Here is a 25,862-nt window from a genome sequence, read left to right as displayed (position 1 = left end):
GCCGTTCGCGCTCTCGCGGCGTGCGGGGCGTCACAGCCGTGGGAGGTTCCGGCGGCCGGGCCGCGCACCCTAAGGTCAGGGCCATGTTCGCCGCATACGCCGCCCGCATCGACCGTGACCAGCCGCTCAGCGGCCTTGAGTTGGGGGAGCGGCCGGCCCCCGAGGTCCGCCCCGGCTGGAGCCTGATCGACGTACGGGCCGCCTCCCTCAACCATCACGACGTCTGGTCGCTGCGCGGGGTCGGGCTCACCGAGGACAAGCTGCCGATGATCCTGGGCTGCGACGCGGCCGGGGTCGACCAGGACGGCAACGAGGTCGTCCTGCACTCGGTGATCGGCCAGAGCGGTCACGGGGTCGGCCCCGCCGAGGGGCGCTCGATCCTCACCGAGAAGTACCAGGGCACCTTCGCCGAGCAGGTCGCCGTACCCACCTGGAACGTGCTGCCGAAGCCGGAGGGGATGAGTTTCGCCGAGGCCGCGTGCCTGCCGACGGCGTGGCTGACCGCCTACCGGATGCTGTTCACCAACGCCGGTGTGCGGCCCGGGGATTCGGTGCTCGTGCAGGGCGCGGGCGGCGGCGTCGCCACGGCCGCGATCGTGCTCGGCAAGGCGGCGGGGCTCCGGGTCTTCGCCACCAGCCGCGACGAGGCCAAGCGCAGGCGGGCGGTGGAGCTGGGGGCGGTCGAGGCGTACGAGTCGGGGGCGCGGCTGCCGCAGCGCGTGGACGCGGTGATCGAGACGGTGGGGGCGGCGACCTGGTCCCACTCCGTGAAGTCCCTGCGCCCCGGGGGGACCCTGGTCATCTCCGGCGCCACCAGCGGCGACCGGCCCGCGCACGCCGAGCTGACCCGCATCTTCTTCCTGGAGCTGAAGGTCGTGGGCTCGACCATGGGCACGAAGGACGAGCTGGAGGACCTGCTCGCGTTCTGCTCGGCGACGGGTGTGCGTCCCGTCATCGACGAGGTGCTTCCGCTTGACCGGGCCCGGGAGGGCTTCGAGAAGGTGGCGACGGGGGACGTCTTCGGGAAGGTCGTCCTCACCGTGGAGTGACGCCGGCCGGCCGGGCGGGGGGTGGGTCGTGGTTTCGTGTGGGTGACGCACGGCCCGCACGTGCAAGCCGGCCTCCTGGGGCTTCGCCCCAGACCCCGGGGTGCCCCTCCCCGCCCCTTCCCTAAACCCTCCGGGGGTGAAAGACCCTGGGGCTCCGCCCCAGACCCCGTTCGCGCCTGAAGGGCGCTCGTCCTCAAACTCCCCCAAGGCCTTAAGGGCCAGGGGGGACCCCCATGACAGGCTGGCTATGCCGATGCGGGCCAGCGCCAACCCCGTCAGGGGCGCGGGGAACTGCGCCGGCCGGGCTGAAGTCCCGGTGCGGGCCAGCACCAATCCCGTCAGGGGTGGAGGGTGGTGGTGATTCGGGTCGCCGCTTCGGCCAAGTGCCGCCTGGCCTCGCGGAGTTGGGACTCCGTCACCCCGTGGTCCCGGGCCGCGTCCCGGATTCCGTCGCGGAACCGGTCGAGCAACCGGTCCAGATCCCGCGCCGGGTCACCGGAGGACTCCTCCCGCGCCCACTCCGGCTCCGCCGGCTCCGGCTCCCGCTCCCGTGCCGGCTGCCCCAGACCGAACCGGCCCAGCTCCTTGGTGAGCTCGGCGAGCCCTTCCCGTACCCCCGTGGGCCAGTCGCCCCGCGCGAAGTGTTCCTGCACCTGGCGCTGCACGTCCTCGCGCGCCTTCTCCTGCGCCTCCTTCGCCTGGCGGCGCGCCTGCTGCGCCTCGTCGCGGGCCCGGCGGGACTCCTCCTTCGCCCGCCGCGCCTGCTCCTTCCACTCCTGCTTCGCCCGCTTGAACTCGTCCTTGGCCTGCTGCCAGGCCTCCTTGTCGCCCCACGCGCCGTCGAAGAAGTCGGACGCCTCGGGAAACCCCTTGCCGGCCCCGGCCGAAGAGGACCCCGTACGGGACTCGCGCGCCGCGCGGCGCATGTCGTCGCGCAGACTGCCCGCCGCGCCGCGCACGTCGTCGCGGATCTCGGCGGCGAGTTCGGAGACGGACTCGCGGATCTCCATTTCCAGATCCGCGAGTTCACCGCCGCGCCCCGCCAACTCCGCGCGGCCGGCGTCAGTGATCGAGTAGACCTTGCGGCCGCCCTCGCTGGTGTGCGTGACCAGGCCCTCGGCCTCCAGCTTGGCAAGCCGGGGGTAGACGGTGCCCGCGCTGGGCGCGTACAGCCCCTCGAAGCGCTCTTCGAGCAGACGGATCACCTCGTATCCGTGGCGCGGCGCCTCGTCGAGCAGCTTGAGGAGGTAGAGGCGGAGGCGGCCATGGGCGAAGACGGGGGCCATGTCAGAGCACCTTCTTGGTCGAACCAGTGGAACCGGTCGCGTCGGACTGGGCGTCGGCGTCCGGCTCGGGCCCGCCGCCCGGCGCCCGGTCCTCGAACGGCCCCTCCTCGTCCGCCGAGGCGGGCCTGCGCAGGAGCGCGATCGAGCCGGAGACCGTCGTCGCCCTGAGCGTCCCGTTGCCCGCCCCCAGCGTGCCGGTGATCTTCTTCGTGCCCCACTGCCCGCTGATCCGCAGATCCTCGAAGGCGCTGGAGACGGCCCCGCTGGCGGTGTTGGCCTCGACCCGCGCGTCGGCCGGGTGCGGCAGCCGGATGGCGACCTCGCCGGACACGGTGGTCAGGCGGATGTCGGAGGGCCGGGGGCCCGGGTCGAGGTCGAGCAGCATGTCGCCGCTGACCGACTCGGCCGCCACGGTGGCGCCGGCCCCTTCGACGACGGTCAGGTGGCCGGAGACCGACTTGAACCGGAACTCCCCCGTGACCCGCTGGGCCTCCACGTCGCCGGTGACGCTCTCGGCGCGCACCGGTCCGGCGAGCTTGACCAGGGTGGCGTCACCGCTGACCCCCCGTACTTCCGTACGCCCCCGGATCCCCGAGACCACCGCGCCCGCGCCGACCGTACCGACCTCGACGTCCGCGCCGGCCGGCACCGCGAGCGAGACCACCGCGCTGCGGTTCCAGCCCTTGCGGTTGAGCCACTTGAGGAAGTCCCGCCAGGCCAGATCCTCGTAGGCGACGGTGAGCGTGGAGCCTTCGCGCGTCACGATGAGCGGGGGGCCCTCGACCGAGGAGATCTCCAGGCGCGAGGAACTTTCCTCGGTGCCCACGACGTTCACCGTTCCGTTGACGACGCGCACCTGGACCCTCGTCACCGGTTCGTCGAAGGTGAGCTTCTGCGACTCTGGGACGGACCACGTGGACTGGGACATGGCTGACCTCCTGGACGCCGCGTTCGTACGGCTACGGGCAATGGCTAGCTGGGGGTAGACACAATATATCGCGTCTCTTCCAAGCACGTTATATCGCGAGCCGGGAAAGTCAAGCTCCGGGGAAAGTCGCGACCGTCGCGAACCGGCGAAATGGGTCAGAAACGGGTCAAGATGGCCTAGCGTGAGGCTCATGCCCGTCGCCCTCGCCCCCGGAGCGCTGCTCCTGTGCCGCGCCGAACCCGCGGTGGTCCGCCCGGTCGCCCAGTTGCTGCGCGAGCCGGTGCTGCTCACCGCGGCGGGCGAGGGCTGGAGCGTGCTGATCCCGTCCTACGAGCGCAGGCGGGCCGGCGCCGACCCCGTCGACCAGGTGCTGACCGGCTGGGCGGGCGCGCTCGCCATCGGCGCGGGCCGGCCCGCGATCGCCCTGTGGTGGGACGACGCCCACGCGGGTTACACCCTGGCCGCCGGCTTTCGCCGCCCGGTCGGTTACGTCTGGCTCGCCGACGGCACCCCGCTGGGTGAGGACGAGGCGATGCGCACCTTCGCGGCCCGGCTCGCCCTCGACCCCGTGCACGACGTGGCGGCGCTCGACGCGCTGACCCGGCCCGACCCGGCCGCCGACGCCCGCGTCCGCCTGCTCGGCCTGCTCGCGGTCCTCGCCCGTACGGGGATCCACCTGCCCGACGGCATCGCGCCGGGCGAACCGGCCGACGAACTGCGCGCGGCGGCCCTCGAACAGGGTGCAGAGACCATCGAGTGGCCCGGCCTACGCGACGCCGCGCGCCCCGGGCTCGCGGCGGCCGAGGCCGACCCGGTGAGCCCTGCGGCGTGCGCACCCTGGGCGCGCTTGGTAGGAGGCGCCCAGCTCGCGGTGGGACTGCCGCTCACGGCCTTTGGGCTGGCCCGCCGCAGCGGCGGCTGGACCGCGGCGGGCGCGATCCTCATCGCCCAGGGGGCCGTGAGCCTCGCGTACGACCGCGTCCGCGCCCATCCCGGCGGCCGCTGTCCGCGCGACTGACGCGTATTACGTGATCCGGCCGCGCTCAGGACGGCGCGCCCTCACTCCTCGTCGTCGTCCTCGTCGTCAAGACGCGCCAGCCACGTGGCGAGCCGTTCGACCGGCACCTCGAAGTCGGGGTTCAGATCGACGAAGGTACGCAGCTGCTCGGCGAGCCACTCGAAGGTGACCTCCTCCTCGCCGCGCCGCTTCTCCAGCTCCTCGATGCCGCGGTCGGTGAAGTACACAACTTGCTCCTGGGACGTACGGGATGGTCACCCCAGCGTATCCGGCGTGTGGCGCCCCCAGGCCGCCGAATCCGCCCGCTTGATCGGGATCGGACAGGCGCGGCGCGGCGTTGTGGGGGTATGGGGCAGGGGACGACTGACGGAGGTGGCTGCGGATGTTCGGAGGGCTCGACGAGGTCTTCGCTCCCGCGCGGCGGCACACCGAGGAGGAGCGCCGCCGGCAGGAGATCACGCTCGACGAGGTCGGTGACTCAGATCCGGGGCGCGGGCCGATAGACCTGGCCAGCGGGAGCGTGGTCATACGGGTGCCTCAGGCGGCGGACGCCGCCGAGGGAGAGGCCGACGCCAACGCCGATGCCGGGGAAGGGGAAGGGGAAGGGCAGGACAGCACCCGGCAGGACGGCGGCGGCGACGACGGGCGGACCGGCTGACATCGCGCGGGCCGGCTGAGGTGGCGCGCGTCGGCTGAGGCGGCCCGGCCGCCGGGCGACTGAGGCCGCGCTGGCGGTGAGGCGGTCCCGGCGACTGAGGCCGCCCGCCCGCGCCCGGTACGCCGAAGGGCCCCGCATCCCCGTCCACTCGGGATGCCGGGCCCCTCGATCGCGTACGTCAGCCGCCGACTAGGCCTCGAAGACCTCGTTCACCAGCTGCTCCTGCTCCTGCTCATGGCGCTTCTTCGAGCCCACCGCAGGGGACGAGCCGTGCGGGCGCGAGATGCGGCGCAGGCGCTCGCCGTGCGGCACGTCCGCGCCGACGGCCAGGTCCAGGTGGTCGATCAGGTTGAGCGCGATGAACGGCCACGCACCCTGGTTCGCCGGCTCCTCCTGGGCCCACAGGTACTTCTCGGCGTTCGGGAACTTCGCGATCTCCGCCTGGAGCTCGGCACCCGGCAGCGGGTAAAGGCGCTCGATGCGGATGATCGCCGTGTTGGCAGCCGCAGCATCCGTCGCACCGCGCTTCTCGCGCTCGGCGGCCAGGTCGTAGTAGACCTTGCCCGCGCAGAACACGACCTTGCGCACCGCGCTCGCGTCCACGTGCTCGTCGCCGATCACCGGGCGGAACCCGCCGTTGGTGAACTCCTCGACCTTGGAGGCCGCCGCCTTCAGACGCAGCATCGACTTCGGGGTGAAGACGATGAGCGGCTTGTGGTGCGGGTTGTGGACCTGCCAGCGCAGCAGGTGGAAGTAGTTCGACGGCAGCGTCGGCATGGCGACCGTCATGTTGTTCTGCGCGCACATCTGGAGGAAGCGCTCCGGGCGGGCGGACGAGTGGTCCGGGCCCTGGCCCTCGTAGCCGTGCGGCAGGAGCAGCGTGACGCCGGAGGTCTGGCCCCACTTCTGCTCGGCGGATGAGATGAACTCGTCCACGACCGTCTGGGCGCCGTTGACGAAGTCGCCGAACTGCGCCTCCCACATCACCAGGGACTCGGGACGGGCCAGTGAGTAGCCGTACTCGAAGCCCATCGCCGCGTACTCCGAGAGCAGCGAGTCGTAGACGTTGTAGCGCGCCTGGTCGTCGGAGAGGTACATCAGCGGGGTGTAGTCCTCGCCGGTGACCTGGTCGACCAGGACCGCGTGGCGCTGGCCGAACGTGCCGCGGCGGGTGTCCTGGCCGGAGAGCCGGACCGGGACGCCCTCCATGAGCAGCGAACCGATGGCCAGGGTCTCGCCCATGCCCCAGTCGATCGTGCCGTCCTCGACGGAGGCGGCGCGGCGCTGCATCTGCGGCATCAGACGCGGGTGGACGGTGATCCGCTCGGGGATGTTCACCTGCGACTCGGCGATGCGCTTGACGGCCTCCTGCGAGACCGCCGTGGAGACGGCGACCGGGAACTGCGCCTGGGTGTCGGAGGAGTGGATCTCGCCCGGCGCCGAGGTGGCCTCGCGGACCTCCGCGAACACCTTCTCCAGCTGCCCCTGGAAGTCCTGAAGGGCCTGCTCGGCCTCTTCCAGGGTGATGTCACCACGACCGATGAGCGATTCGGTGTAGAGCTTGCGCACCGAACGCTTCTTGTCGATCAGGTTGTACATCTGCGGGTTGGTGAACTGCGGGTTGTCGCCCTCGTTGTGACCGCGACGGCGGTAGCAGATGAGGTCGATCACGACGTCCTTGTTGAACGTCTGGCGGAACTCGAAGGCCAGGCGCGCGACGCGCACCACGGCCTCCGGGTCGTCGCCGTTCACGTGGATGATCGGCGCCTCGATCATGCGGGCCACGTCGGTGGCGTACATGGAGGAGCGCGACGACTCCGGGGCGGCGGTGAAGCCGACCTGGTTGTTGATGACGATGTGGACCGTGCCGCCGGTGCGGTAGCCGCGCAGCTGCGACATGTTCAGGGTCTCGGCGACGACACCCTGGCCGGCGAAGGCCGCGTCACCGTGCAGGGCGACGGGCAGGACCGTGAAGTCCGTGCCGCCCTTGTTGATGACGTCCTGCTTGGCGCGGGCGACACCCTCCAGGACCGGGTCGACCGCCTCCAGGTGCGAGGGGTTGGCGACGAGCGAGACCTTGATCTGCTCACCGTCCAGACCGGTGAAGGTGCCCGACGCGCCCAGGTGGTACTTCACGTCGCCGGAGCCGTGCATCGACTTCGGGTCGAGGTTGCCCTCGAACTCGCGGAAGATCTGCGCGTACGACTTGCCGACGATGTTGGCCAGCACGTTCAGGCGGCCGCGGTGGGCCATGCCGATGACGACCTCGTCCAGGCGCGACTCGGCGGCGCTGTCGATGACGGCGTCGAGCAGCGGGATGACCGACTCGCCGCCCTCGAGCGAGAAGCGCTTCTGGCCGACGTACTTGGTCTGGAGGAACGTCTCGAACGCCTCGGCGGCATTCAGGCGGCGCAGGATGCGCAGCTGCTCCTCGCGCTCCGGCTTGGAGTGCGAGCGCTCGACGCGGTCCTGGATCCACTTGCGCTGCTTGGGGTCCTGGATGTGCATGAACTCGATGCCGGTGGTGCGGCAGTACGAGTCGCGCAGGACGCCGAGGACGTCGCGCAGCTTCATCAGGGTCTTGCCGGCGAAGCCGCCGACCGCGAACTCCCGCTCCAGGTCCCACAGGGTGAGGCCGTGCTCGGTGATGTCCAGGTCGGGGTGCTTGCGCTGGCGGTACTCCAGCGGGTCGGTGTCGGCCATGACGTGGCCGCGGACCCGGTAGGAGTGGATCAGCTCGAAGACGCGGGCGGCCTTGGTGACGTCGTCGTCGTGCGAGGCGTCGATGTCCTTGAGCCAGCGGACCGGCTCGTAGGGGATGCGCAGCGCCTCGAAGATGTCGTCGAAGAAGCCGTTGTCGCCGAGGAGCAGGTTGGCGACGATGCGCAGGAACTCGCCCGACGCGGCGCCCTGGATCACCCGGTGGTCGTACGTCGAGGTGAGGGTCATCACCTTCGAGATGCCCAGCTTGTTCAGGGTGTCCTGCGAGGTGCCCTGGAACTCGGCCGGGTAGTCCATCGAGCCGACGCCCATGATGACCGACTGTCCGGGCATCAGACGCGGCACGGAGTGCACGGTGCCGAGGCCGCCGGGGTTGGTCAGCGAGACGGTGACGCCGGTGAAGTCGTCCATCGTCAGCTTGTTGTTCCGGGCGCGGCGCACGATGTCCTCGTACGCCTGCCAGAACTCGAAGAAGTTGAGCGTCTCGGCCTTCTTGATGCCGGCGACGACGAGCTGGCGGTCGCCGTTGGGCTTCACCAGGTCGATGGCGAGGCCGAAGTTCACGTGCTCCGGCTTGACCAGCGTCGGCTTGCCGTCCTTCTCGACGAACGCGTAGTTCATCGACGGCATGGCCTTGATCGCCTGCACCATCGCGTACCCGATGAGGTGGGTGAAGGAGACCTTCCCGCCCCGGGCGCGCTTGAGGTGGTTGTTGATGACGATGCGGTTGTCGAACAGAAGCTTCACCGGGACGGCGCGCACGGACGTGGCCGTGGGCATCTCGAGCGAGGCGTTCATGTTCTTGGCGACCGCGGCGGCGGGGCCGCGCAGCGTCACGTACTCCGGGCCCGCCGGGGCCTCGGTGGCCCCAGAAGGCTGCACGGCCCCGGCCGTTCCGGTGGAGCCGGTGCTCGCACCGGTCGTCGCGGCCTTGGGGGCCGGCTTCGCGGCGGCCGGCGCGGCGGCGGGCTTGGCGGGCGCGGCCTCGGCGGGCTTCGCCTGGGCCGGAGCCGGGACGGCGGCCGGAGCGGCCTGCGCCTTCGCCGGCGCGGCGGCCGGGGTGGCCGGCGCCGCGGGAGCCGGGGCGGCCGGAGCCGGCGCGGCAGGCGCGGGCGCGGTGGGAGCACCCTGGACAGGGTTGTCCGCCGTGCCGGTGGCGCCCGGCTTGTAGTCGGCGAAGAAGTCCCACCAGGCACGGTCGACCGAATTGGGGTCCTGGAGGTACTGCTGGTAGATCTCGTCGACAAGCCACTCATTGGCACCAAAGCCGGCCGCAGGGTTCTTGCCCTGCCCGTCTTGGTCGGTCGAGACGCTCGAATTACTGGGGGACTGAGACGACACGGCGGTAACCGCCCTCTTCCGCTTCACAAGGTGATGGACAGCGGAAATAAAGGCTACGCCTCCCTGGCCTGGACGCGCAGGCCGGGCATGCCACAGTCGTGTAAGTCACACCGGACGCGTGGTTTCGGGGCTCGAAATGGCGGGAAACAAGCGTGGTTCCGCTCTTCATCGCGTCCCTTTGGGTACGCGGCAGTACGGCCACGGCCCCCTGGGCCGCGCGCCGGAAGGGCCGCCTCCGTGGAACACCACGCAGAACGACTGCTTCCGGTTCGAACTTTACGTCAACTTTGCTGGCGGGGTTGCCCCGGCAGGGTGACCTGGATGCGGCAGCCGCGCGCCGATTCGGCCACCCCGATCCGGCCGCCGTGCAGATCCACCGCCCAGCGCGCGATGGCGAGGCCGAGCCCGGTGCCGCCGTCGCTGCCGGGGCCGTGCGGCGAGGGCGCGGTGCCCCGGTTGAAGCGTTCGAACACCCGGTGCCACTCCGACTGCGGTATCCCCGGGCCCTCGTCGAGGACCTCCAGGTCGAGCGAGCCGGGCTGGGCGCCGCGCCGGGCCCGTACCGTCACCCGGCCGTGCGGCGGCGAGTGCTTGACGGCGTTGTCGATGAGATTCGCCACGACCTGGTGCAGCCGCTCCGCGTCGGCGTGCGCGGTCAGCTCCGGCGGCGACACGTCCAGGTGCAGATGGACGTCGGTGCGCTGGTGGTTGCCCGAACCGGAGGAGAGCTTGCGCTGGGCGGCCGCGAGGTTCGCCTCCTTGAGGACGCCCGACAGATACGGCCACACCTCGAAGCGGTGGGCACGCAGCGTCACGACGCCGTTGTCCAGACGGGACAGGTCCAGCAGGGTCTCGACCAGCCGGCCAAGGCGCTCGGTCTGCTTCAGGGCCGTGCGCATCGTCTCCGGGTCGGCCGCGGAGACCCCGTCCACCACGTTCTCCAGGACCGCCCGCAGCGCCGCGATGGGCGTGCGCAGCTCGTGCGAGACATTCGCCACGAGTTCCTTGCGGTGGCGGTCGACGGCCTCCAGGTCGTCGGCCATGCGGTTGATCGTGCCGGCCAGGTCGCCGAGCTCGTCGCGACGGTCGGCGCCGCGCACCCGGCGGGTGTAGTCCCCGTGCGAGATGGCGCGGGCCACCGTGTTCATCTCGTCGAGCGGGGCGGTGAGCCCGTGCGCGACGAACTGGGTGATCAACAGGGTCGCTATCACCGAGAAGACCGTGATGAAGCGGAGCTCGGTGCGGGTTTGCAGGGCCACCATGAGCAGGCCCGTCGTGATGAACACGGAGACCACCACGAGCGAGCCGAGCTTCGTCTTGATCGATATCGAGACCGATCTGAGCCCGGCGGCGATCCGGGCGCCCAGGCCCCGCCCCGCTCTGGCCCAGCTGCCGCGCCGGCCCGGCTCGTCCCAGCCGGGCCGCTCGCCACTGCCGCGCAGCTGCCGGGCCCGGTCTCCGGCCCGGCTCATGGCGCCGGGGTCTCCAGCGCGTATCCGACGCCGTGGACGGTACGGATGCGCTCGGCCCCGATCTTGCGGCGCAGCGCCTTGATGTGGCTGTCCACGGTGCGCGTGCCGGACGCGTCGGCCCAGTCCCACACCTCGGCGAGCAGCTGCTCGCGCGAGAGCACGGCGCGCGGGGTGTTCGCCAGACAGCTCAGCAGGTCGAACTCGGTCGGCGTCAGATGGACGTCCTCGCCGCGCACCCGTACCCGGCGCTGCGCGTGGTCGATCTCCAGCTCGCCGAGGCGGAGTATGCCCGTGCGCGGCGTACTCGCGGCGAGCGCGGCGCGCTCCACGCGGCGCAGCAGCACATGGACCCGGGCCGCCAGCTCGCGCATCGAGAACGGCTTGGTCATGTAGTCGTCCGCGCCGACCCCGAGCCCGACCAGCATGTCCGTCTCGTCGTCACGCGCCGTCAGCATGAGGACCGGCACGGGCCTGCGGGCCTGGACCCGGCGGCAGACCTCAAGGCCGTCGAAGCCGGGCAGCATGATGTCGAGGACCATCAGGTCCGGCTGCCAGGCCTCGGCGGTGTCGACGGCGGCGGGGCCGTCGACGGCCGTCTGCACCTGGAAGCCCTCGGCCCGCAGCCGGGCCGCGATGGCGTCCACGATCGTCGTGTCGTCCTCGACGACCAAAACCCTGCGCTGGGCGCCGGGCGTCGCCGCGACGCCGTTGTGGCCGGTGTGAGTCTGCTCCATCGGTTGCCCCGCCCTGACTGTGCTCGCCCGGGGATCCGTGGGGTGATCCCCTGTGTCGGTCAGAGACTAGAGGCACTTTCCGCCTCTCGGCTACGCAGGGCGAACGCCGAGATGGACCACGTCAGGGACGCCCCGGGCAACTCGGATCTCTTTGGTATGTACCCCGGTGAATCCGGCATTCCGGAGCGCCTGCTCGAAGGCCGGGGAGGGCTGGGCCGACCAGACCGCAAGTACCCCTTCGGGTCTCAACCGCCGTGCGCAGTGGGCGAGTCCGGCCGGGGAGTACAGATGGTCGTTGCCCTCCGTGACGGTCCAGTCGGGCCCGTTGTCGATGTCCAGGCACAGCGCGTCGAAGGTGTCCTGGGCGGTACGTACGTAATCCACCAGATCGGCGTGGATGATCCGGGTACGCGAATCGGACAGGGACGGCCCGGAAATGGCGTGGAGTGGACCCGCGCGGTGCCAGTCGATGATGGCGTCCTCCCGCTCCACCACGGCGATTTGGCCCCAGCGCGCGTCCCTGACCGCGTGTGCGAGGGAGAACCCGACGCCGAGCCCGCCGATGAGCAGCGAGGGGCGGGCGGTGCCCGGCGCGAGTGTGTCGTACGCCGCATCGACGAGCAGGCGCTCCGAGCGGCCGTCCGAAGTGTCCATGAGGAAGCAGCCATTGGCGATGATCTCGAAATGCGTCCCGCGCCGGCGCAGTACGACTTCCCCGTGGGGCCCTTGGCGCCGGTCGAGAGTGGCGATGTCGTCCATGCCCGTGAGGATGCCGTTCGTGGCGCCGCCGCGCACGTGTATTGCGGGCCCGGCCCGGGGCGCGCCGGGCGCTGTGCCCACGGTTGGCCGGGCCGGGGGCCGGGTACGTGCTGGTAGCCCCCGACGCACAGGACGCGTCAAAGGTTGTCTGCTGTGGCGCACGCCATAGACGCGGCCGGAGTCGTTCGCGGAGGGTGTGCGTTGTAGGGACGTAAGCGAGTACGGAACACGGCCGGGCGACGCGGGCGCGGCCTGATGCGGGGCGCGGTTCGCCGCGGTCCGGGGAAGGGGCCTCACCCGGTGCACCCGCTCGAAACCCGGCCGCCCGCCCCTCCGACGACCGCGCCGCCCAACGCGACGCGTCGCGGAATGCGTCCGGCGGCCGCCCTCTCTTCTGCGGGTGCGTTGCCTGCGGGTGCCGCCGTGCCTTCTGGGGGTGCGTTGCCTGCGGGTGCTGCTCTGCCTTCGGCTCCCGCTCTGCCTTCTGCGGGTGCGTTGCCTGCGGGTGCTGCTCTGCCTTCGGCTCCCGCTCTGCCTTCTGCGGGTGCGTTGCCTTCGGGTGCTGCCCTGCCCTCGGCTCCCGCTCTGCCTTCCGCTGCCGCGCTGGCGAGTGGCGTCCGGTCTGCCACGGCGCCCGGTACGGCCTCCGCCACGACCCCCGGCACCGCGACCGGCGTGCCGGCGGGCGAGCCGGGCCCGGCGTCAGGCGTGGGCGTTGGGCTCGGCCGGATGCGGCGGGTGCTGCCTTCGCCCGCCGCGACCCCGTTCGCCTTCGGCTACGCCCTGCTGCTCCTGGCGACATCGCTGTACGCCCAGTACGGCGACCGGGACACCGTGGACGCGCTGCTCCAGGGGTCGAGTACCGACGTGGCCCACCTCTCGACCCGGCCGGTCCTCGCGATCGTCGCCAGCGCGCTGTGGATCGCGGGCGGCGTCCTGTCGCCCTACGCGGTCGTCTTCGTCTTCGTCCTGGCCGCCCTGGAGTACCGCATCGGCGGCTGGCGCACGGCGGGCGTCTTCCTGCTCGGGCACGTGGTCGCCACCCTGGCCACCGAGATCCCGGTCGCGCTCTCCGTGCTGGCGGGTCAGCTGCCCGAGAGCTCGCTGCACCGCCTGGACTACGGCATCAGCTTCGGCCTGATGGCCACGGTGGGCGCCCTGGCGGGGCTGCTCGTGCCGCTCTTCCGCTGGACGATCCTGGCCGTGGTGGGGGTGCTGCTCGCACAGGACCTCCTGGAGATCGCCGACCCGCTGGCCGCGTGGGGCCATCCGATAGCGCTCCTGGTGGGCGTGGCGTGCTGGCCGGCGGTGCGCCGCGTACGCCTCCCGGCGCAGCCGGGCTGACCACCGCGCGTCGTCATGCCCGAGCACCCGGGCGTCGAGGAGGCCGTGCGGGGAGTGGGCGCGGCAGATCCACTTGGCGAGCGCAAACGTGGACCGCTGATTCACCTCGGTACGCAGCCGTACGTGACAGGAGCCGAAGCGGGGCGCGGCGCCGTCGGTGTGGCCGAACAGATTGAGCGCGCCGTACTTGGGCCGCTCCTCGGGCCGCACCCCCTGCCGGTGGTAGGCGCCCCCGAACAGCCCCCGCTCCCACTCGTCCCGCGCCCCGCTGGGGAACGCAGTCCGGCCGCCATTGGACAGATCCGCGCGGGCCGTGTTCAGGCCGGGAGCGTGCCGAAGGTCAGGCTGGCCATGGGGGAGCGGGTCTTCCAGCCCAAGGAGGTGTACAGGGAGCGGCCTTCGGGGGTGCCGACCAAAATTCCCGTGGTGGCGCCGGCCTCATGGGCGGTGTTTTGCAGGGTGCGCATCACCAGGCCGCCCAGGCCCTTGCGCCGGTGGCCGGGAGCGGTCTCGATCTGGTCGGCCACGGCCGTGGGACCTGTCGGCGCGATCTGGCCCCGGGCGGCGAAGTGGCCGTCGGCGGTGCGGACGAGGACGCGGGTTACGCCGCCCCGGGTCCACGAGGTGAGTGTGTAGCCGGCCGGGACGCGCGGGCGCTCGGCGGCGAGTGGCACCGTCATCAGGAAGCCGGGCTTGTCGAATCGCCAGCCCTCACCGAGCCACGGCCGCACGGTGTCGTCGTCGGCGAACAGCTTCAGCCAGATCCCGGGCACGCGCGCACCGTCCGCCAGCGCGCGGACGTCCGCCTCGTTGGGCGCGGGAAGCACATGGCGCGCCACGTGATGGGCCTGCCCGGCGTCGATGGTCCAGCCCCAGGGCCGCGCCATCGGATCGGAGGTCCCACGCGAGACGACCCACCCGTCAACCCAGTCCCGCACGAGCGCCCCGAGCGTCCCTGGCGTCCCTGTCTCCCGATCCGTCGCCGTCACCGTTGTCATGACCGCCCCCTGGTGGTGTGCAGTAGTGGTAATAGAAGTGGTAATAGATGCAGTCTCGTGGAGCACCTTACGGCCCTGAGCGGTCCCCGATGCGGCCGGAGGCTGCACCGGCCTGGGGCCGTGACCCGTGGGATGAGGGAGTCCGCCTGCACGGGGGTCTGCCCAATTTGTGGGGCCGAAGCGATTCCGCATGCAGCGGCACCGACACATCTACCGCCAGGTGGTGCAACCAGAGCAGATGGAACAGCACCGGCAGCACCGAGACCGGGTCACTCACTTCCGTCGCGCCGGTGTCCAGCGGACGCGACTCGACGAACACATCCCGCAGGGCCAAGACGACCGGCTCCAATCGGTGCCGCGCGTGGCGATATCCCGCCAACCACCTCACATCGCGCACCATGATCGCGTCAGGCGCCCCCACCAGCGGGAACACCCACCCCGCCTGGTCACAGGCCGCCTGTGTCGCCTCGAACTGGACCAGTCCCTCGGTTTGCGGCGATCCGCTGGGCGGCTGTCGATCACCAGCGCCGAGCCGTCGTCACGGCGTACGAAGTAGTCCGGTGCGTGCGAGACACCCCTGAACCCGCGTACCGGCGCCGAGTCCTCGAACCGCCCAGGCATCATCCGCCAACGGACGCCGAGCTCCGAGCTGCGCGGCTCGATGTACCCGACCTCGAATCCGTACGAGGGATTGGAAAGCGCCGGGGCTACCGGCATAGGACAGTTCCCGGGTGATCGCTCAGAGCGAACGGGCCTCGGGGAACATTCCTCCACTCACAAGCATTGAGTCTGCATAGCTCAACTTGACTGCCGAAGGGGAGATCATGGCTACCGAGTCCACGGCACCGTCCACACCGACCACCCTGCCCGTGCTGCCGCTCGACGACGAGGTCGTGCTGCCCGGGATGGTGGTGCCGCTCGATCTGTCCGATGCCGAGGTGCGGGCCGCCGTCGAGGCCGCGCAGGCCGCTGCCGGGCCGGACGGGGGCAAGCCGCAGGTGCTGCTCGTGCCGCGGATCGACGGGACGTACGCCGCGACCGGTGTGCTCGGGACCGTCGAGCAGGTCGGGCGGCTCTCCGACGGTGACCCCGGCGCCCTCATCCGGGGGCGTCACCGCGTGCGGATCGGCGCCGGTACCACCGGGCCCGGCGCCGCCCTTTGGGTGGAGGGCGCTCGGGTCGAGGAGACCCTGCCCGACCCCCTGCCGGGCCACGTGGCCGAGCTCGTCAAGGAGTACAAGGCCCTGGCCACCGCCTGGCTCAAGAAGCGCGGTGCTTGGCAGGTCGTCGACCGCGTCCAGCAGATCGAGGACGTCTCCGCGCTCGCCGACAACTCCGGATACTCGCCGTTCCTCACCGTCCCCCAGAAGGTCGAACTCCTGGAGACGGCCGACCCGGTGGCCCGCCTCAAGCTGGCCACCGAGCAGCTGCGCGAACACCTCGCCGAGCAGGACGTCGCCGAGTCCATCGCCAAGGACGTCCAGGAAGGCGTGGACAAGCAGCAGCGCGAGTTCCTGCTGCGCCGCCAGCTCGACGCCGTGCGCAAGGAGCTGCGCGAGCTGAACGGGGAGGGCGGCGAGGAGGACGAGAGCGACGACTACCGCGCCCGCGTCGAGGCCGCCGACCTGCCCGAGAAGGTCCGCGAGGCCGCGCTCAAGGAGGTCGAGAAGCTGGAGCGCGCCAGCGACCAGTCGCCGGAGGGCTCCTGGATCCGCACCTGGCTCGACACCGTCCTCGAACTGCCGTGGAACGAGACCACGGACGACGTGTACGACATCCCGGGCGCCCGCGCGGTCCTGGACGCCGAGCACGCGGGCCTGAGGGACGTGAAGGAACGCATCACCGAATACCTCGCGGTGCGCAAGCGCCGCGCCGAACGCGGGCTCGGGGTCGTCGGAGGCCGCCGCGGGGGCGCCGTGCTCGCACTCGTCGGCCCGCCCGGCGTGGGCAAGACCTCGCTCGGCGAGTCCGTGGCGCACGCCATGGGCCGCAAGTTCGTGCGGGTCGCGCTCGGCGGCGTACGCGACGAGGCCGAGATCCGGGGCCACCGCCGCACCTACGTGGGCGCCCTGCCAGGACGGATCGTCCGGGCCATCAAGGAGGCCGGGTCGATGAACCCGGTCGTGCTGCTCGACGAGATCGACAAGGTGGGCTCCGACTTCCGTGGCGACCCGGCGGCCGCCCTGCTCGAAGTCCTCGACCCGGCGCAGAACCACACCTTCCGCGACCACTACCTGGAGGTCGAGCTCGACCTCAGCGACGTGGTGTTCCTCGCCACCGCCAACGTCCTCGAAGCCATCCCCGAGGCGCTGCTCGACCGCATGGAACTGGTCAGGCTCGACGGCTACACCGAGGACGAGAAGGTCGTCATCGCCCGCGACCACCTGCTGCCGCGCCAGCTGGAGCGGGCCGGCCTGGAAGACGGTGAGGTCGTCCTGGAGGACGCCTCGTTGCGCAAGCTCGCGGGCGAGTACACCCGCGAGGCGGGCGTACGGAACCTGGAGCGCTCCATCGCGCGGCTGCTGCGCAAGGTGGCCGCCGAGCACGAACTGGGCCGGCGCGAGCTGCCGTTCACCATCACCCCCGGCGGCCTGCGCGACCTGATCGGACGCCCGCACCACGTGCCCGAGTCCGCCCAGGACCCGGCCGAGCGGCGCACCGCGGTGCCCGGCGTGGCCACCGGGCTCGCCGTCACCGGCGCCGGCGGCGACGTCCTGTTCGTGGAGGCATCCCTCGCCGACGCGGAGACGGGCGCGGCGGGCCTGACCCTGACCGGTCAGCTCGGCGACGTGATGAAGGAGTCCGCGCGGATCGCGCTGAGCTTCCTGCGCTCGCACGGGGCCGAACTGGAGCTTCCCGTGGGCGACTTGAAGGACCGGGGCGTGCACGTCCACTTCCCGGCGGGCGCGGTCCCCAAGGACGGCCCGAGCGCCGGCATCACCCTGGTCACCGCGCTGTCCTCGCTCCTGTCCGGACGCCAGGTGCGCACCGACGTGGCGATGACCGGCGAGGTGTCGCTGACCGGCCGGGTACTGCCGATCGGCGGGCTCAAGCAGAAGCTGCTCGCCGCGCACCGCGCCGGGATCACGACCGTGGTGATCCCCAAGCGCAACGAGGCCGACCTGGACGACGTCCCGCCGGAGGTCCTGGAGAAGCTGGAGGTCCACCCCGTGACCGACGTCCGCCAGGTCCTGGAGATCGCGCTCTCCCCGGCGCAGGTCGCGGTCGCCGCGGCGGCCTGAGCCCCGGGCCTATCGCGCGGGAGGCCGCCGTCAGGCGCGGGTGGCCCGCTCGTACAGCGCGCGGGCCCCGGCGTCGAACAGGACGGCCGTCGACTCGGCGTCGGTGTCGCCGCCGCTGAGCACCCCGATGATCCGGCCCATGCGGTCCGGCCCCTGGTATCCGGTCAGCCAGGGGCTGCCGCTCGTGCCGTCCCAGAAGCCCCCGCAGCGCATCCGCATCATCGCGCCGACCTCGGTGTCCCGGTGGGAGTCGGTGGTGCACATGACGGGGCGGTTCTCGGGGTTGTGGTCCTCGACCGGGTAGCCGACGACGGTGACGCGCTGGTCGGGCCCCGCGCCCCAGTCCGGCGTCGAGGAGCCGACCACGCTCTGCACGCTGCGGCCGCGCGCGTCCGGTTCCAGCGTGAGGAAGGCGTAGTCGCCCGCGTCGTCCTGGTCCGTGGTCCAGCGGCCGTCGATCTGGGCGGCCCGCACCTTCCACTTCCCGTACGGATACGTCCCCTCCGCCGCCCCCGAGAAGCCCGGCGCGAACTCCAGCTGGTCGGCCGGATGGGCGGCGGCGCAGTGCGCGGCGGTGGCGATGACGTTGCCGCGCGGACTGTTCACCACGCTCGCCGTGCAGTAGTGGTCGCCGCCGCTGACAAGCACGCCGACCGAGGGAGTGAGGGGCGCCGGCACGGCGCTGGTCTGCGTGCCGCCCAGCGGTGCCGTATCGGACTGGGGGGACGAGGCGGCGCGCCCGCCGCAGCCCGCTCCGGCCAGCAGTACGACGGCGACCGCCGCGACCGGGGCCACCGCCCGCTTCACCACTCCCAAGGTGCGCATGGTCTCCATCCTGACGCATGCGGGGCGCGGCATGGGCTCATGTGTGCGGCCCATGGCCCGTTCGGGGTGCGCGAAGGCCCCCGGCGTACGCGACGCCGGGGGCCCGTTCTCCTGTGACGGCCCGGTCAGCCGTTGGCCAGCGCCTGGAGCCGGTCGTACGCGCCGTTGAACCGGGAGTGGTCGCCCACGGTCGGGCCCGACGAGGTGTACTGCCACATCGTGTAGTAGTCCCAGCCGGCCGGGAGGGTGCCGGGGTCGGTGTTGTAGCGGGCGATCCAGAGCGGGTTGGTGGCCCCGAAGGCGCCGGAGTTCCCGGTGCACTGGCTCCACCAGCTCGTGGCGGTGTAGATCACGGCGTCGCGGCCGGTGCGGGCCCGGTACTCGTTCACGAAGTCGCGGATCCAGCTGACCATCCCCGAAGCCGACTTGCCGTAGCAGGCGGCGCCGTACGGGTTCCACTCGATGTCGAGCGCGCCCGGCAGGGTCCGCCCGTCGCGCGACCAGCCGCCGCCGTGGTCCGCGAAGTAGTCGGCCTGGGCCGCGCCGCTCGTGGTGTCCGGGGTGGCGAAGTGGTAGGCGCCACGGATCATTCCCACGTCGTACGAGCCGTTGTACTGCTGCGGGAAGTTGGGGTTGTTGTAGTACGTGCCTTCGGTGGCCTTGACGTAGGCCCACTTCACACCGCTGTTCGCCAGGGTGGACCAGGCGACGTTGCCGTTGTGGCTGCTGGTGTCCACGCCTTCGGTCTGGACGGTGCGCAGGTCGCGGGGGAGACCGCCCACCCCGTCGTGTGCGGCGACGCCCATGCCCAGGGTCGCGGTGCCGCGCGGAGGGGTGTCGGCGGCGCCGGAGGTGCCGGTGAAGCCGAGGACGAGGGTGAGGGAGGAGAGGAGGATCCCGGCCGCGGTGAGGGGTCCGCGGCGGGCCGTTCCGGATCTGTGCACGGGCATTGCGTGCCTCCGAAAGGCTCGGTGGGGGCTGGGACTTGACGGCCAGAGTCGACATGTCGGCGTATCGCTGTGGACATGTCAGAGATGACGCTACGCACGTAGACCGTTGGCGCGAAAGAGGCTTCAGGTTATGCCGATGGTTCAGACCTTTGGCGGCCGCGACACGCTGCGGGAACGGCGTGGCCTGGCGGAAACTTTCAGCCGCGCCCGGCCCGGGCGCCATCCGTGCCACGGGACGCACAGCCCGCTGGGAAATACTGTGCCGTCACGACACACCTATGGCATGGGAGCCGATGTGCACGGTCCGGATCCGGAGTTCCTGGCGCTCGAACGCGAGCTCGCCGTCTTTCTGCGGCGGGCCAGGGCCTCGTCCGGCGAGATGGCCCGCGAGGTCCACCCCGATCTCGAACCGGCGGCGTACGGGCTGCTCGTACGGCTCGACGAGGTGGGGCCGCAGCGCGCGACCGAGCTCGCCGGGTACTTCGGGGTGGGCAAGGCGACCATGAGCCGCCAGCTCCACGCCCTGGAAGACCTCGGGCTCGTGGCCCGCGAGCCCGATCCGGCGGACGGCCGCGCCTCCCTGGTCCGCATCACGCCGGAGGGCACGGCGAGGTTCGGGCGGGTGCGGGATGCTCGGCGCGAGCGGTATGTGCGGAAGCTGGCCGACTGGGACCGGGTGGAGATCTCGGAGCTGGCCCGCCTCCTCCACCAGCTGAACGCGGCCGCGGCGGACAATTAGGCCGGCGTTTGACCCTGCGGGTTTGCTTTGGAGTGCGGGTTGCGGTCGCTTCTTGCGCCGTTCCCCGCGCCCCTTGTGGGGTTCGTTTTTGGGTGCGGGTGGTGGTCGCTTTTCGCGCAGTTCCCCGCGCCCCTGAAGGGGTTCGTTTCTGGGTGCGGGTGGTGGTCGGTTCTTGCGCAGTTCCCCGCGCCCCTGCTGGGGTTCGTTTTCGGGTGCGGGCCGTGGTCGCTTTTCGCGCAGTTCCCCGCGCCCCCTAATCGGGTTCGTTCTTGGGTGCGGGTCGTGGTCGCTTTTCGCGTCGGGCGCCGCGTCCCCCCGGATGTCCGATGCGGGCCCGCGTGGGCGTCTTCAGCCTGTCCGGCGTTTGAGGACGAGGCCGTTCAGGCCGAACGGGGTCTGGGGCGGAGCCCCAGGGAGCCCGGACCCTTTGACCCGGGTGTGCGGGTGGGCGGGTGGGCAAACGCGCGGTCCGGCCCCGGCGCGCCTACACCTCCACCAGCACAACCGTCGCATCGTCGTGACGCTTCCCGGCGCCGAGGAACACCCGCTCCCCGTCCCCCACCTCAAGCTCCCGCACCCGGGCGATCAGGCCCTCGGGGCCCGTCTTGCGGATCAGGGCCACGCAGTCCGCCCACGACCCCTCGCGGAACGTCTCGACCCAGCGGGTCGCGCCGTCCGTGAGGGCCACCACCGCCCGCACCCCGGCCAGCGGCTCGCGTCCGGTCACCGCGCGCGCGGCCACCGAGGGGTCGGCGGCCGCCGTGAAGAAGCCGCCCTCCTTGTTGCGGGCCAGCGCGTCCGCGAGCGCGTCGGACGCGAGGGAGGCCCGCGGCACCCGGTCGAGCCGGTCGTCCAGAACCGCCCGCACCGTGCCGTCGGCCGCTTCGATGAGCAGCGCCGAGTCCGACAGGACGAGATAGTCCAGCTCCGCCGCGTCCCACCGCGCGAGCACCACGGTTGCCTGAGGCGTACGAGGGTGAGAAAGGTCACACGTGTCGCGGTGGGCGTCCGCCGTGCGCCGTATGGACGCGGCCAGGATCTCGGGCAGCGTCATATCCCGCCGGGAAGCGGACAGTTCGGTCAAAGCGCCGCCGAGCCGTGCGGTGAACCAGGGCACGTCGTGCACGCAGTCGCCATTGCCGGGCAGCGGCGTGACGCCGTCGAGGACGACCAGCACGCCGCCCAGTCCGCACGCGGGCAGTGCCGTGGCGGCCCAGTCCTCGTTGGGGTGGTCGGGGCGGCCGGGAACGGAGGCGAGCTCGATGTGCATGCCGGCCAGTCTGCACGACGCTTTCACGACGCCTCCACGCACGTGTCCGCGGCGCCGGACGGCCCGTCAATTGGCCCGTACCAGCGGGCGAACCCGGCTCATCTCGGGAGGAATCCACCACTCCGCCCAGCTGTGGGCGGGCATCCTGCCAAAGCCCGCGCGGAACTTCCAACCGACGTCTCATCGGGGCGTGAGCGGGCACGCTCCCAGAGTTGATGGTCAACTCCGAAGTGATGTTCACTCGTTCAGGTGGCCGAGCAGTGACTACTCGTCATGACCAGTCGTCACCTTGGCTTCCTTGGTGGACTGGCAAACACGAGTGAAGGTTGAGAGCACCGGTGCAGAACAAGCGGCCTCGGGGCGACGACGGCACACGCGCGCAGCGCCCCGCACGGGTGCGGAGCCGCCTGGTCGTCTCTGTCGCCGTTGTCTCCCTCATCGTGCTCGGAGCCGGTGCGCCCACCTTGTTCGCGGCCTCCGCGGACCTCACCGATTCCCAGCACCTGGCCACCCTGGCCCAGTTGAACCAGCAGACGGTCAGCCTCGCCCACGCGCTTGGCGACGAGCGGGACGGCGTCACGCAGTACATCGCGGCCGGCCGGCCCAGCGGCCAGGACGCGGCGCTCAAGGAACCCGCCGCCCGGGTGGACCGCCGGATCGACGAGCTGCGCGCCACCGCCCCCGCGAGCCTCGCGCGCGACCTCGCCACGGTGCCCGCCGTGCGCCGCACCGCGCTCACCGGCAAGGGCGGCGCCCTGGAGGCGCAGAAGGCGTACTCCGGCGTCATCGCCCCGCTCCTCGCCGTCGCCGACGAGCTCGCCGACCGTACGCCCCCGCGCGCGGCCGACGCCGTCCGGGCGCCCGGCGCGCTGGAGCGGGCCGTCGAGCAGGCATCGGCCACCCGGGGGCTGCTGCTCGGGGCGCTGTCGGTGCCGGCGGGCCCGGCCGCCAAGACGTTCGACCCGGCCACCGGCAAGTACGTACAGAAGGAGAAGGACGACGGCGACGCGGCCCGGACGCGGGACGCGCTGAGCGCCGCCGCCCAGCAGGCGCACGTACGCGAGCAGTCCGCGCTCGCCGACTTCGACCAGGCCGCGGGCGCCGACGCCCGTGACAAGGTCGCCGCGACCGTCACCGGACCCGAGGTGGAGGCGGCCGACGGCTACCTCACCCGCCTCACCGACCAGCCCCAGCTCAGCGCCACCGAGCGCAAAACCGACCCCGACGCGGTGGGCGCCGCGCTCTCCGCCCGGCTCGACCGGATGCGTGGCGCGGAGGCGGCGCTCGCCACCGCGCAGGTCAAGCGGTTCGAGCAGCTGCGCGACGACGACGTGAGCGCCCTTGAGCTCCGGGTCGGCCTGATCGGCGCGCTGCTGCTGCTCGCCATCGCCGTCAGCGCCGCCACCGCCCGCGGCCTGACCCGCCCGCTCGCCGTTGTGCGGCGCGGCTCGGCCCGGCTCGCCCAGGCGCCGGCCAGCGAGGAGCCGGTGCGCTTCACCGGGCGCAACGACGAGTTCGCCCAGGTCGTGCGCTCCCTCAACGAGCTGCACGCCAAGGCCGTCGAGCAGCACACCCGGGCCGAAGGGCTCGACCAGGACCTCGCCAAGCAGCGCGGCCGGCTGGCCCGTCTCGCCGCCGAGAAGGCCGAACTGCTCGACCGCGTACGGGAGTTGACGGGCGAGCTCGAACGGGCCCGTGGCACCGTGAAGCACGCCTTCGTCAACCTGGGCCTGCGCAGCCTCGGCCTGATCGAGCGCCAGCTCACCGTGATCGAGGGCCTGGAGGAGCACGAGCAGGACCCCGACCAGCTCGCCGTCCTGTTCAAACTCGACCACCTGGCCACGGTCATCCGCCGCCACGGCGAGAACCTGCTGGTCCTGGCCGGTATCGAGCACCACCACAACCACCCCGGCCCGGTTCCGCTGGTCGACGTCATGCGGGCCGCGCTCAGCGAGATCGAGCGGTACGAGCGGGTCTCCATCCAGGCGCTGCCGCCCTACGCGCAGGTCGCCGGGTACGCCGCCGACGACCTGAGCCATCTGGTCGCCGAGCTCCTGGAGAACGCCACGTCCTTCTCGCCGCCGGAGTCCCAGGTCCAGCTGTCGGGCTGGCAGCTGGAGGGCGGCGACATCATGCTGTCGATCCAGGACTGCGGCATCGGGGTGCCGGAGGAGCGGCGCGCCGAGCTGAACCGCCGGCTCGCGGACCCCGCGTCCTACGAGCCCGGCGAGCCCGGCACCGAGGCGGGTGGCCTCGGGCTGCATGTCTCGGCGCTGCTCGGGCACCGGCACGGCGTGCGCATAGAGCTGCGGGAGCAGAAGCAGGGCGGCGTGGCCGCGGTCGTGGTGCTGCCCAAGGCGATCCTGCCGGAGGCGCCGCCCGAGGCGCCCCACGTGATGGCGACGGAGGGCGCGGCGCCGCGCTTCACCCTGCCGGGCGCGCTGGCCGAGGCCAACTCCAATGTCCTGCCGGAGCGCACGGAACGCTCCGGGGAGGTCGCAAAGCCCACCACGACCGAGCCCGCCGGGCCCCTTGAGCCGACCGCGTTCCCCGAGCCCGCCGCGTTCCCCGAGCCGACCGCGTCCCCCGAGCCCGCCGAGCCGGCCGAGGACGAGCCCCGGCTCCCCCTCGACGAGCCGACGTTCGAGATGCGCCTGCCCGAGCCACGGGCCGCCGTGCCCGAGCAACGGCCGCTCGCGCCCCGACAGGAGCCCGACGCGGAGCCCCACCCCAACCCGGACCCCGTGCACGAGCCCGCCGAGCCCGCCCAGGTGCCCGAGCAGCGCGTCACGGACAAGGGGCTGCCCAAGCGGACCCCCCGGGTCGTCAAGGCCGGGCCCGCCCAGGCGCGGGAGCGAAAAGGCGGCACCGACGCGGCCGAGGCGCTGCGGCGCAGGCTCGGCGGTTTCCAGCAGGGCGCCAAGGAAGGCCGTCGCGACGTGGCGGCGGAACTCGAAGACCCATCACAGCAGGCAGACACGGACACGGGGGAGACAGTCGAGGAGGTACGCGGATGAGTGCGACCGGCACCGGGACCGGCAGTCCCGGCAGCGGCACCGGCACGATCGGAGCGAGCACCGAGGCCCGCAATCTGCAGTGGCTGCTCGGGAACCTGGTCGAGGAGGTGCCAGGGCTCATCTCCGTCGCGGTCGTCTCGTCGGACGGTCTGCTGCTGCTCTCGTCCGACCCGGAGCAGCGCCAGGTCACCGTGGCCCGGCAGGGCCCGCGCGGATCGAGCGCCGACCTCGCCACCATCGTCTCCGGCATCGGCAGCCTCACCGTCGGGGCCGCCCGGCTCATGGACGGCGGCGGCGTCAAGCAGACGATGGTCGCGATGGAGGAGGGCAGCGTCTTCGTCATGTCCATCAGCGACGGATCGCTGCTCGGCGTGCACGCCACCCCGGACTGCGACATGAGCGTCGTCGCCTACCACATGGCGCTCTTCGTGGGCCGTGCCGGACACGTCCTGACCCCCCAAGTCCGCAGCGAACTTCGCCAGTCGATGGAGGCCGCCCAGTGACCCCGCCCGCCGAGAAATCCGCGCGGCTGCCCAAACGCGGCGCGGACAGGAAGCCCGCCCGCGTCCGCCCGTACTCGCTCACCGGTGGTCGCACCCGGTTCGGCCATGTCCTGTTCGTCGAGACGTTCGTCGCGGCCATCGAGGCGCCCCCGGAGCGCAAGGAGCTCGGCGGCAGCACGCACCGGATCATGCCGGAGATGCTGGCCATCGTGGAGATCTGCCGCGCGATGCGGACCGTCGCCGAGATCTCCGCGCTCCTCAAAATGCCGCTCGGCGTGGTCAGGGTGCTGCTCAGCGACCTGGCCGACCAGGGAAAGATACGGGTGTACGGGACCGGGCACGGCCCGGGCCAGCCCGACCGCGCACTGCTCGAAAGGGTGCTGAGTGGACTCCGCCGCCGCCTCTGAACTCCTGCTCCCCGATGAGCGGTTGCTCCCCTGGCAGCAGGACCGCAGCCGGGCCCCCATCGCCACCAAAGTCGTGGTCGCGGGTGGCTTCGGCGTGGGCAAGACCACCTTCGTCTCGTCCGTCTCGGAGATCACCCCGCTCCAGACCGAGGCGGTGATGACGCGGGCGAGCGAGGACACCGACGACCTCACCGCGACCCCGGACAAGCTGACCACCACGGTCGCCATGGACTTCGGCCGCATCACCCTGGACGACGATCTCGTCCTGTACGTGTTCGGCACGCCGGGCCAGCAGCGGTTCTGGTTCATGTGGGACGACATCGTGCGCGGCGCGATCGGCGCGGTCGTGCTCGCCGACACCCGGCGCCTTTCGGACTGCTTCCCCGCGCTCGACTACTTCGAGAGCTGTGGGCTGCCCTACATCGTGGCCGTCAACCACTTCGAGGGGACCGAGGCCTTCGAGCCCGAGGACGTACGCGAAGCGCTCACCGTGGCACCGCACATCCCAGTGGTGATCATGGACGCGCGCGACCGGGTCTCGGTGATCGAGTCGCTGCTCGGCCTGGTCGGCCACGCGCTTGAGGCCTGCCCCGAATAGACC

Annotated in this window: 22 protein-coding genes and 1 pseudogene; 10 read left to right on the top strand and 13 right to left on the bottom strand. The window is 71.9% G+C overall.

Annotated features, from left to right (window positions below; all coding sequences use genetic code 11):
• The first annotated feature begins 83 nt into the window (after window positions 1-83).
• On the top strand, window positions 84-1,049 hold the full coding sequence (locus tag ACFYM2_RS23905; protein WP_359005489.1) for a zinc-binding dehydrogenase: 966 nt from the start codon (window positions 84-86) through the stop codon (window positions 1,047-1,049).
• Between the two features lie 338 nt (window positions 1,050-1,387).
• Here the strand turns inward: ACFYM2_RS23905 and ACFYM2_RS23900 are convergent, their stop codons facing one another.
• Both ACFYM2_RS23900 and ACFYM2_RS23895 read right to left on the bottom strand, forming a co-directional pair.
• Window positions 1,388-2,335, bottom strand: a complete 948-nt coding sequence (locus tag ACFYM2_RS23900) for a helix-turn-helix transcriptional regulator (RefSeq protein WP_359007102.1) — start codon at window positions 2,333-2,335, stop codon at window positions 1,388-1,390.
• A gap of 1 nt (window position 2,336) precedes the next feature.
• Window positions 2,337-3,263 carry a DUF4097 domain-containing protein gene (locus ACFYM2_RS23895; RefSeq protein ID WP_388838938.1) on the bottom strand — a complete coding sequence of 309 codons (927 nt, stop codon included), beginning with the start codon at window positions 3,261-3,263 and terminating at the stop codon, window positions 2,337-2,339.
• 190 nt (window positions 3,264-3,453) lie between these two features.
• Here ACFYM2_RS23895 and ACFYM2_RS23890 point away from each other — a divergent pair, with 190 nt between their 5' ends.
• A complete protein-coding gene (locus ACFYM2_RS23890; RefSeq protein ID WP_388838935.1) occupies window positions 3,454-4,281 on the top strand; it encodes a hypothetical protein in 828 nt (275 codons plus the stop codon).
• A 41-nt stretch (window positions 4,282-4,322) separates the two neighbouring features.
• Here the strand turns inward: ACFYM2_RS23890 and ACFYM2_RS23885 are convergent, their stop codons facing one another.
• Complete coding sequence (locus tag ACFYM2_RS23885) at window positions 4,323-4,508, bottom strand: DUF6104 family protein (RefSeq protein WP_037674049.1); 186 nt, start codon at window positions 4,506-4,508, stop codon at window positions 4,323-4,325.
• Window positions 4,509-4,663: 155 nt separating this feature from the next.
• Here ACFYM2_RS23885 and ACFYM2_RS23880 point away from each other — a divergent pair, with 155 nt between their 5' ends.
• Complete coding sequence (locus ACFYM2_RS23880; RefSeq protein ID WP_388838932.1) at window positions 4,664-4,939, top strand: DUF6191 domain-containing protein; 276 nt, start codon at window positions 4,664-4,666, stop codon at window positions 4,937-4,939.
• Between the two features lie 189 nt (window positions 4,940-5,128).
• Here the strand turns inward: ACFYM2_RS23880 and ACFYM2_RS23875 are convergent, their stop codons facing one another.
• The 4 genes from ACFYM2_RS23875 to ACFYM2_RS23860 all read right to left on the bottom strand — a co-directional run bounded on the left by ACFYM2_RS23875 (window position 5,129) and on the right by ACFYM2_RS23860 (window position 11,966).
• Window positions 5,129-9,001 carry a multifunctional oxoglutarate decarboxylase/oxoglutarate dehydrogenase thiamine pyrophosphate-binding subunit/dihydrolipoyllysine-residue succinyltransferase subunit gene (locus tag ACFYM2_RS23875; protein WP_388838929.1) on the bottom strand — a complete coding sequence of 1,291 codons (3,873 nt, stop codon included), beginning with the start codon at window positions 8,999-9,001 and terminating at the stop codon, window positions 5,129-5,131.
• 281 nt (window positions 9,002-9,282) lie between these two features.
• Window positions 9,283-10,473, bottom strand: coding sequence for a HAMP domain-containing sensor histidine kinase (locus ACFYM2_RS23870; RefSeq protein WP_350232619.1), 1,191 nt, complete (start codon window positions 10,471-10,473; stop codon window positions 9,283-9,285).
• Entirely contained in the window at window positions 10,470-11,207 is a 738-nt protein-coding gene (locus ACFYM2_RS23865; protein ID WP_350232620.1) for a response regulator transcription factor, read from the bottom strand. The genes ACFYM2_RS23870 and ACFYM2_RS23865 overlap by 4 nt, the downstream gene beginning before the upstream one ends.
• A 90-nt stretch (window positions 11,208-11,297) precedes the next feature.
• Complete coding sequence (locus ACFYM2_RS23860) at window positions 11,298-11,966, bottom strand: spermidine synthase (protein ID WP_359007118.1); 669 nt, start codon at window positions 11,964-11,966, stop codon at window positions 11,298-11,300.
• Between the two features lie 708 nt (window positions 11,967-12,674).
• On the opposite strand from ACFYM2_RS23860, the gene ACFYM2_RS23855 reads away from it, so the two are divergent.
• Window positions 12,675-13,310, top strand: coding sequence for a rhomboid-like protein (locus tag ACFYM2_RS23855; protein WP_388838926.1), 636 nt, complete (start codon window positions 12,675-12,677; stop codon window positions 13,308-13,310).
• 90 nt (window positions 13,311-13,400) lie between these two features.
• Here the strand turns inward: ACFYM2_RS23855 and ACFYM2_RS23850 are convergent.
• The 3 genes and pseudogenes from ACFYM2_RS23850 to ACFYM2_RS23840 form a co-directional block, all read right to left on the bottom strand.
• Window positions 13,401-13,610, bottom strand: a pseudogene (locus ACFYM2_RS23850) (DUF3626 domain-containing protein); the annotation flags it as partial.
• A 17-nt stretch (window positions 13,611-13,627) separates the two neighbouring features.
• Window positions 13,628-14,308, bottom strand: coding sequence for a GNAT family N-acetyltransferase (locus tag ACFYM2_RS23845; RefSeq protein WP_388838923.1), 681 nt, complete (start codon window positions 14,306-14,308; stop codon window positions 13,628-13,630).
• 67 nt (window positions 14,309-14,375) lie between these two features.
• Window positions 14,376-14,729 (bottom strand): hypothetical protein, encoded by a 354-nt coding sequence (locus tag ACFYM2_RS23840; protein WP_388456712.1) that lies wholly within the window; start codon window positions 14,727-14,729, stop codon window positions 14,376-14,378.
• Between the two features lie 403 nt (window positions 14,730-15,132).
• Between ACFYM2_RS23840 and lon the strand changes: the two genes are divergently transcribed.
• The gene (gene lon, locus ACFYM2_RS23835; protein ID WP_388838920.1) at window positions 15,133-17,550 is read left to right on the top strand and encodes an endopeptidase La; all 2,418 of its coding nucleotides are present in this window, start codon (window positions 15,133-15,135) and stop codon (window positions 17,548-17,550) included.
• A gap of 30 nt (window positions 17,551-17,580) precedes the next feature.
• Here lon and ACFYM2_RS23830 read toward each other — a convergent pair whose 3' ends face one another.
• Both ACFYM2_RS23830 and ACFYM2_RS23825 read right to left on the bottom strand, forming a co-directional pair.
• Window positions 17,581-18,375, bottom strand: a complete 795-nt coding sequence (locus ACFYM2_RS23830; protein WP_359007129.1) for a trypsin-like serine protease — start codon at window positions 18,373-18,375, stop codon at window positions 17,581-17,583.
• 125 nt (window positions 18,376-18,500) lie between these two features.
• On the bottom strand, window positions 18,501-19,325 hold the full coding sequence (locus tag ACFYM2_RS23825; RefSeq protein WP_359007132.1) for a lysozyme: 825 nt from the start codon (window positions 19,323-19,325) through the stop codon (window positions 18,501-18,503).
• 283 nt (window positions 19,326-19,608) lie between these two features.
• On the opposite strand from ACFYM2_RS23825, the gene ACFYM2_RS23820 reads away from it, so the two are divergent.
• Window positions 19,609-20,064 (top strand): MarR family transcriptional regulator, encoded by a 456-nt coding sequence (locus tag ACFYM2_RS23820; protein ID WP_359007135.1) that lies wholly within the window; start codon window positions 19,609-19,611, stop codon window positions 20,062-20,064.
• Between the two features lie 484 nt (window positions 20,065-20,548).
• Here the strand turns inward: ACFYM2_RS23820 and ACFYM2_RS23815 are convergent, their stop codons facing one another.
• On the bottom strand, window positions 20,549-21,334 hold the full coding sequence (locus ACFYM2_RS23815; RefSeq protein WP_388838917.1) for a hypothetical protein: 786 nt from the start codon (window positions 21,332-21,334) through the stop codon (window positions 20,549-20,551).
• A 338-nt stretch (window positions 21,335-21,672) separates the two neighbouring features.
• Between ACFYM2_RS23815 and ACFYM2_RS23810 the strand changes: the two genes are divergently transcribed.
• Genes ACFYM2_RS23810 through ACFYM2_RS23795 form a run of 4 tightly spaced genes read left to right on the top strand, consistent with a single transcriptional unit; the run spans window position 21,673 to window position 25,859 of the window.
• On the top strand, window positions 21,673-24,351 hold the full coding sequence (locus tag ACFYM2_RS23810) for a nitrate- and nitrite sensing domain-containing protein (RefSeq protein WP_388838914.1): 2,679 nt from the start codon (window positions 21,673-21,675) through the stop codon (window positions 24,349-24,351).
• Window positions 24,348-24,854, top strand: a complete 507-nt coding sequence (locus tag ACFYM2_RS23805; protein ID WP_350232630.1) for a roadblock/LC7 domain-containing protein — start codon at window positions 24,348-24,350, stop codon at window positions 24,852-24,854. The genes ACFYM2_RS23810 and ACFYM2_RS23805 overlap by 4 nt, the downstream gene beginning before the upstream one ends.
• A complete protein-coding gene (locus ACFYM2_RS23800) occupies window positions 24,851-25,261 on the top strand; it encodes a DUF742 domain-containing protein (protein ID WP_359007143.1) in 411 nt (136 codons plus the stop codon). Before ACFYM2_RS23805 ends, ACFYM2_RS23800 begins: the two co-directional genes overlap by 4 nt.
• Entirely contained in the window at window positions 25,239-25,859 is a 621-nt protein-coding gene (locus ACFYM2_RS23795; protein ID WP_350232632.1) for an ATP/GTP-binding protein, read from the top strand. The genes ACFYM2_RS23800 and ACFYM2_RS23795 overlap by 23 nt, the downstream gene beginning before the upstream one ends.
• Window positions 25,860-25,862: the final 3 nt, after the last annotated feature.

The organism is Streptomyces sp. NPDC006711 (genome assembly GCF_042869775.1).
In the GTDB taxonomy this organism is placed as follows: Bacteria; Actinomycetota; Actinomycetes; order Streptomycetales; family Streptomycetaceae; genus Streptomyces.
Note: the sequence above shows the minus strand (reverse complement) of the source record. Positions and strands in the feature narration are given on the sequence as shown.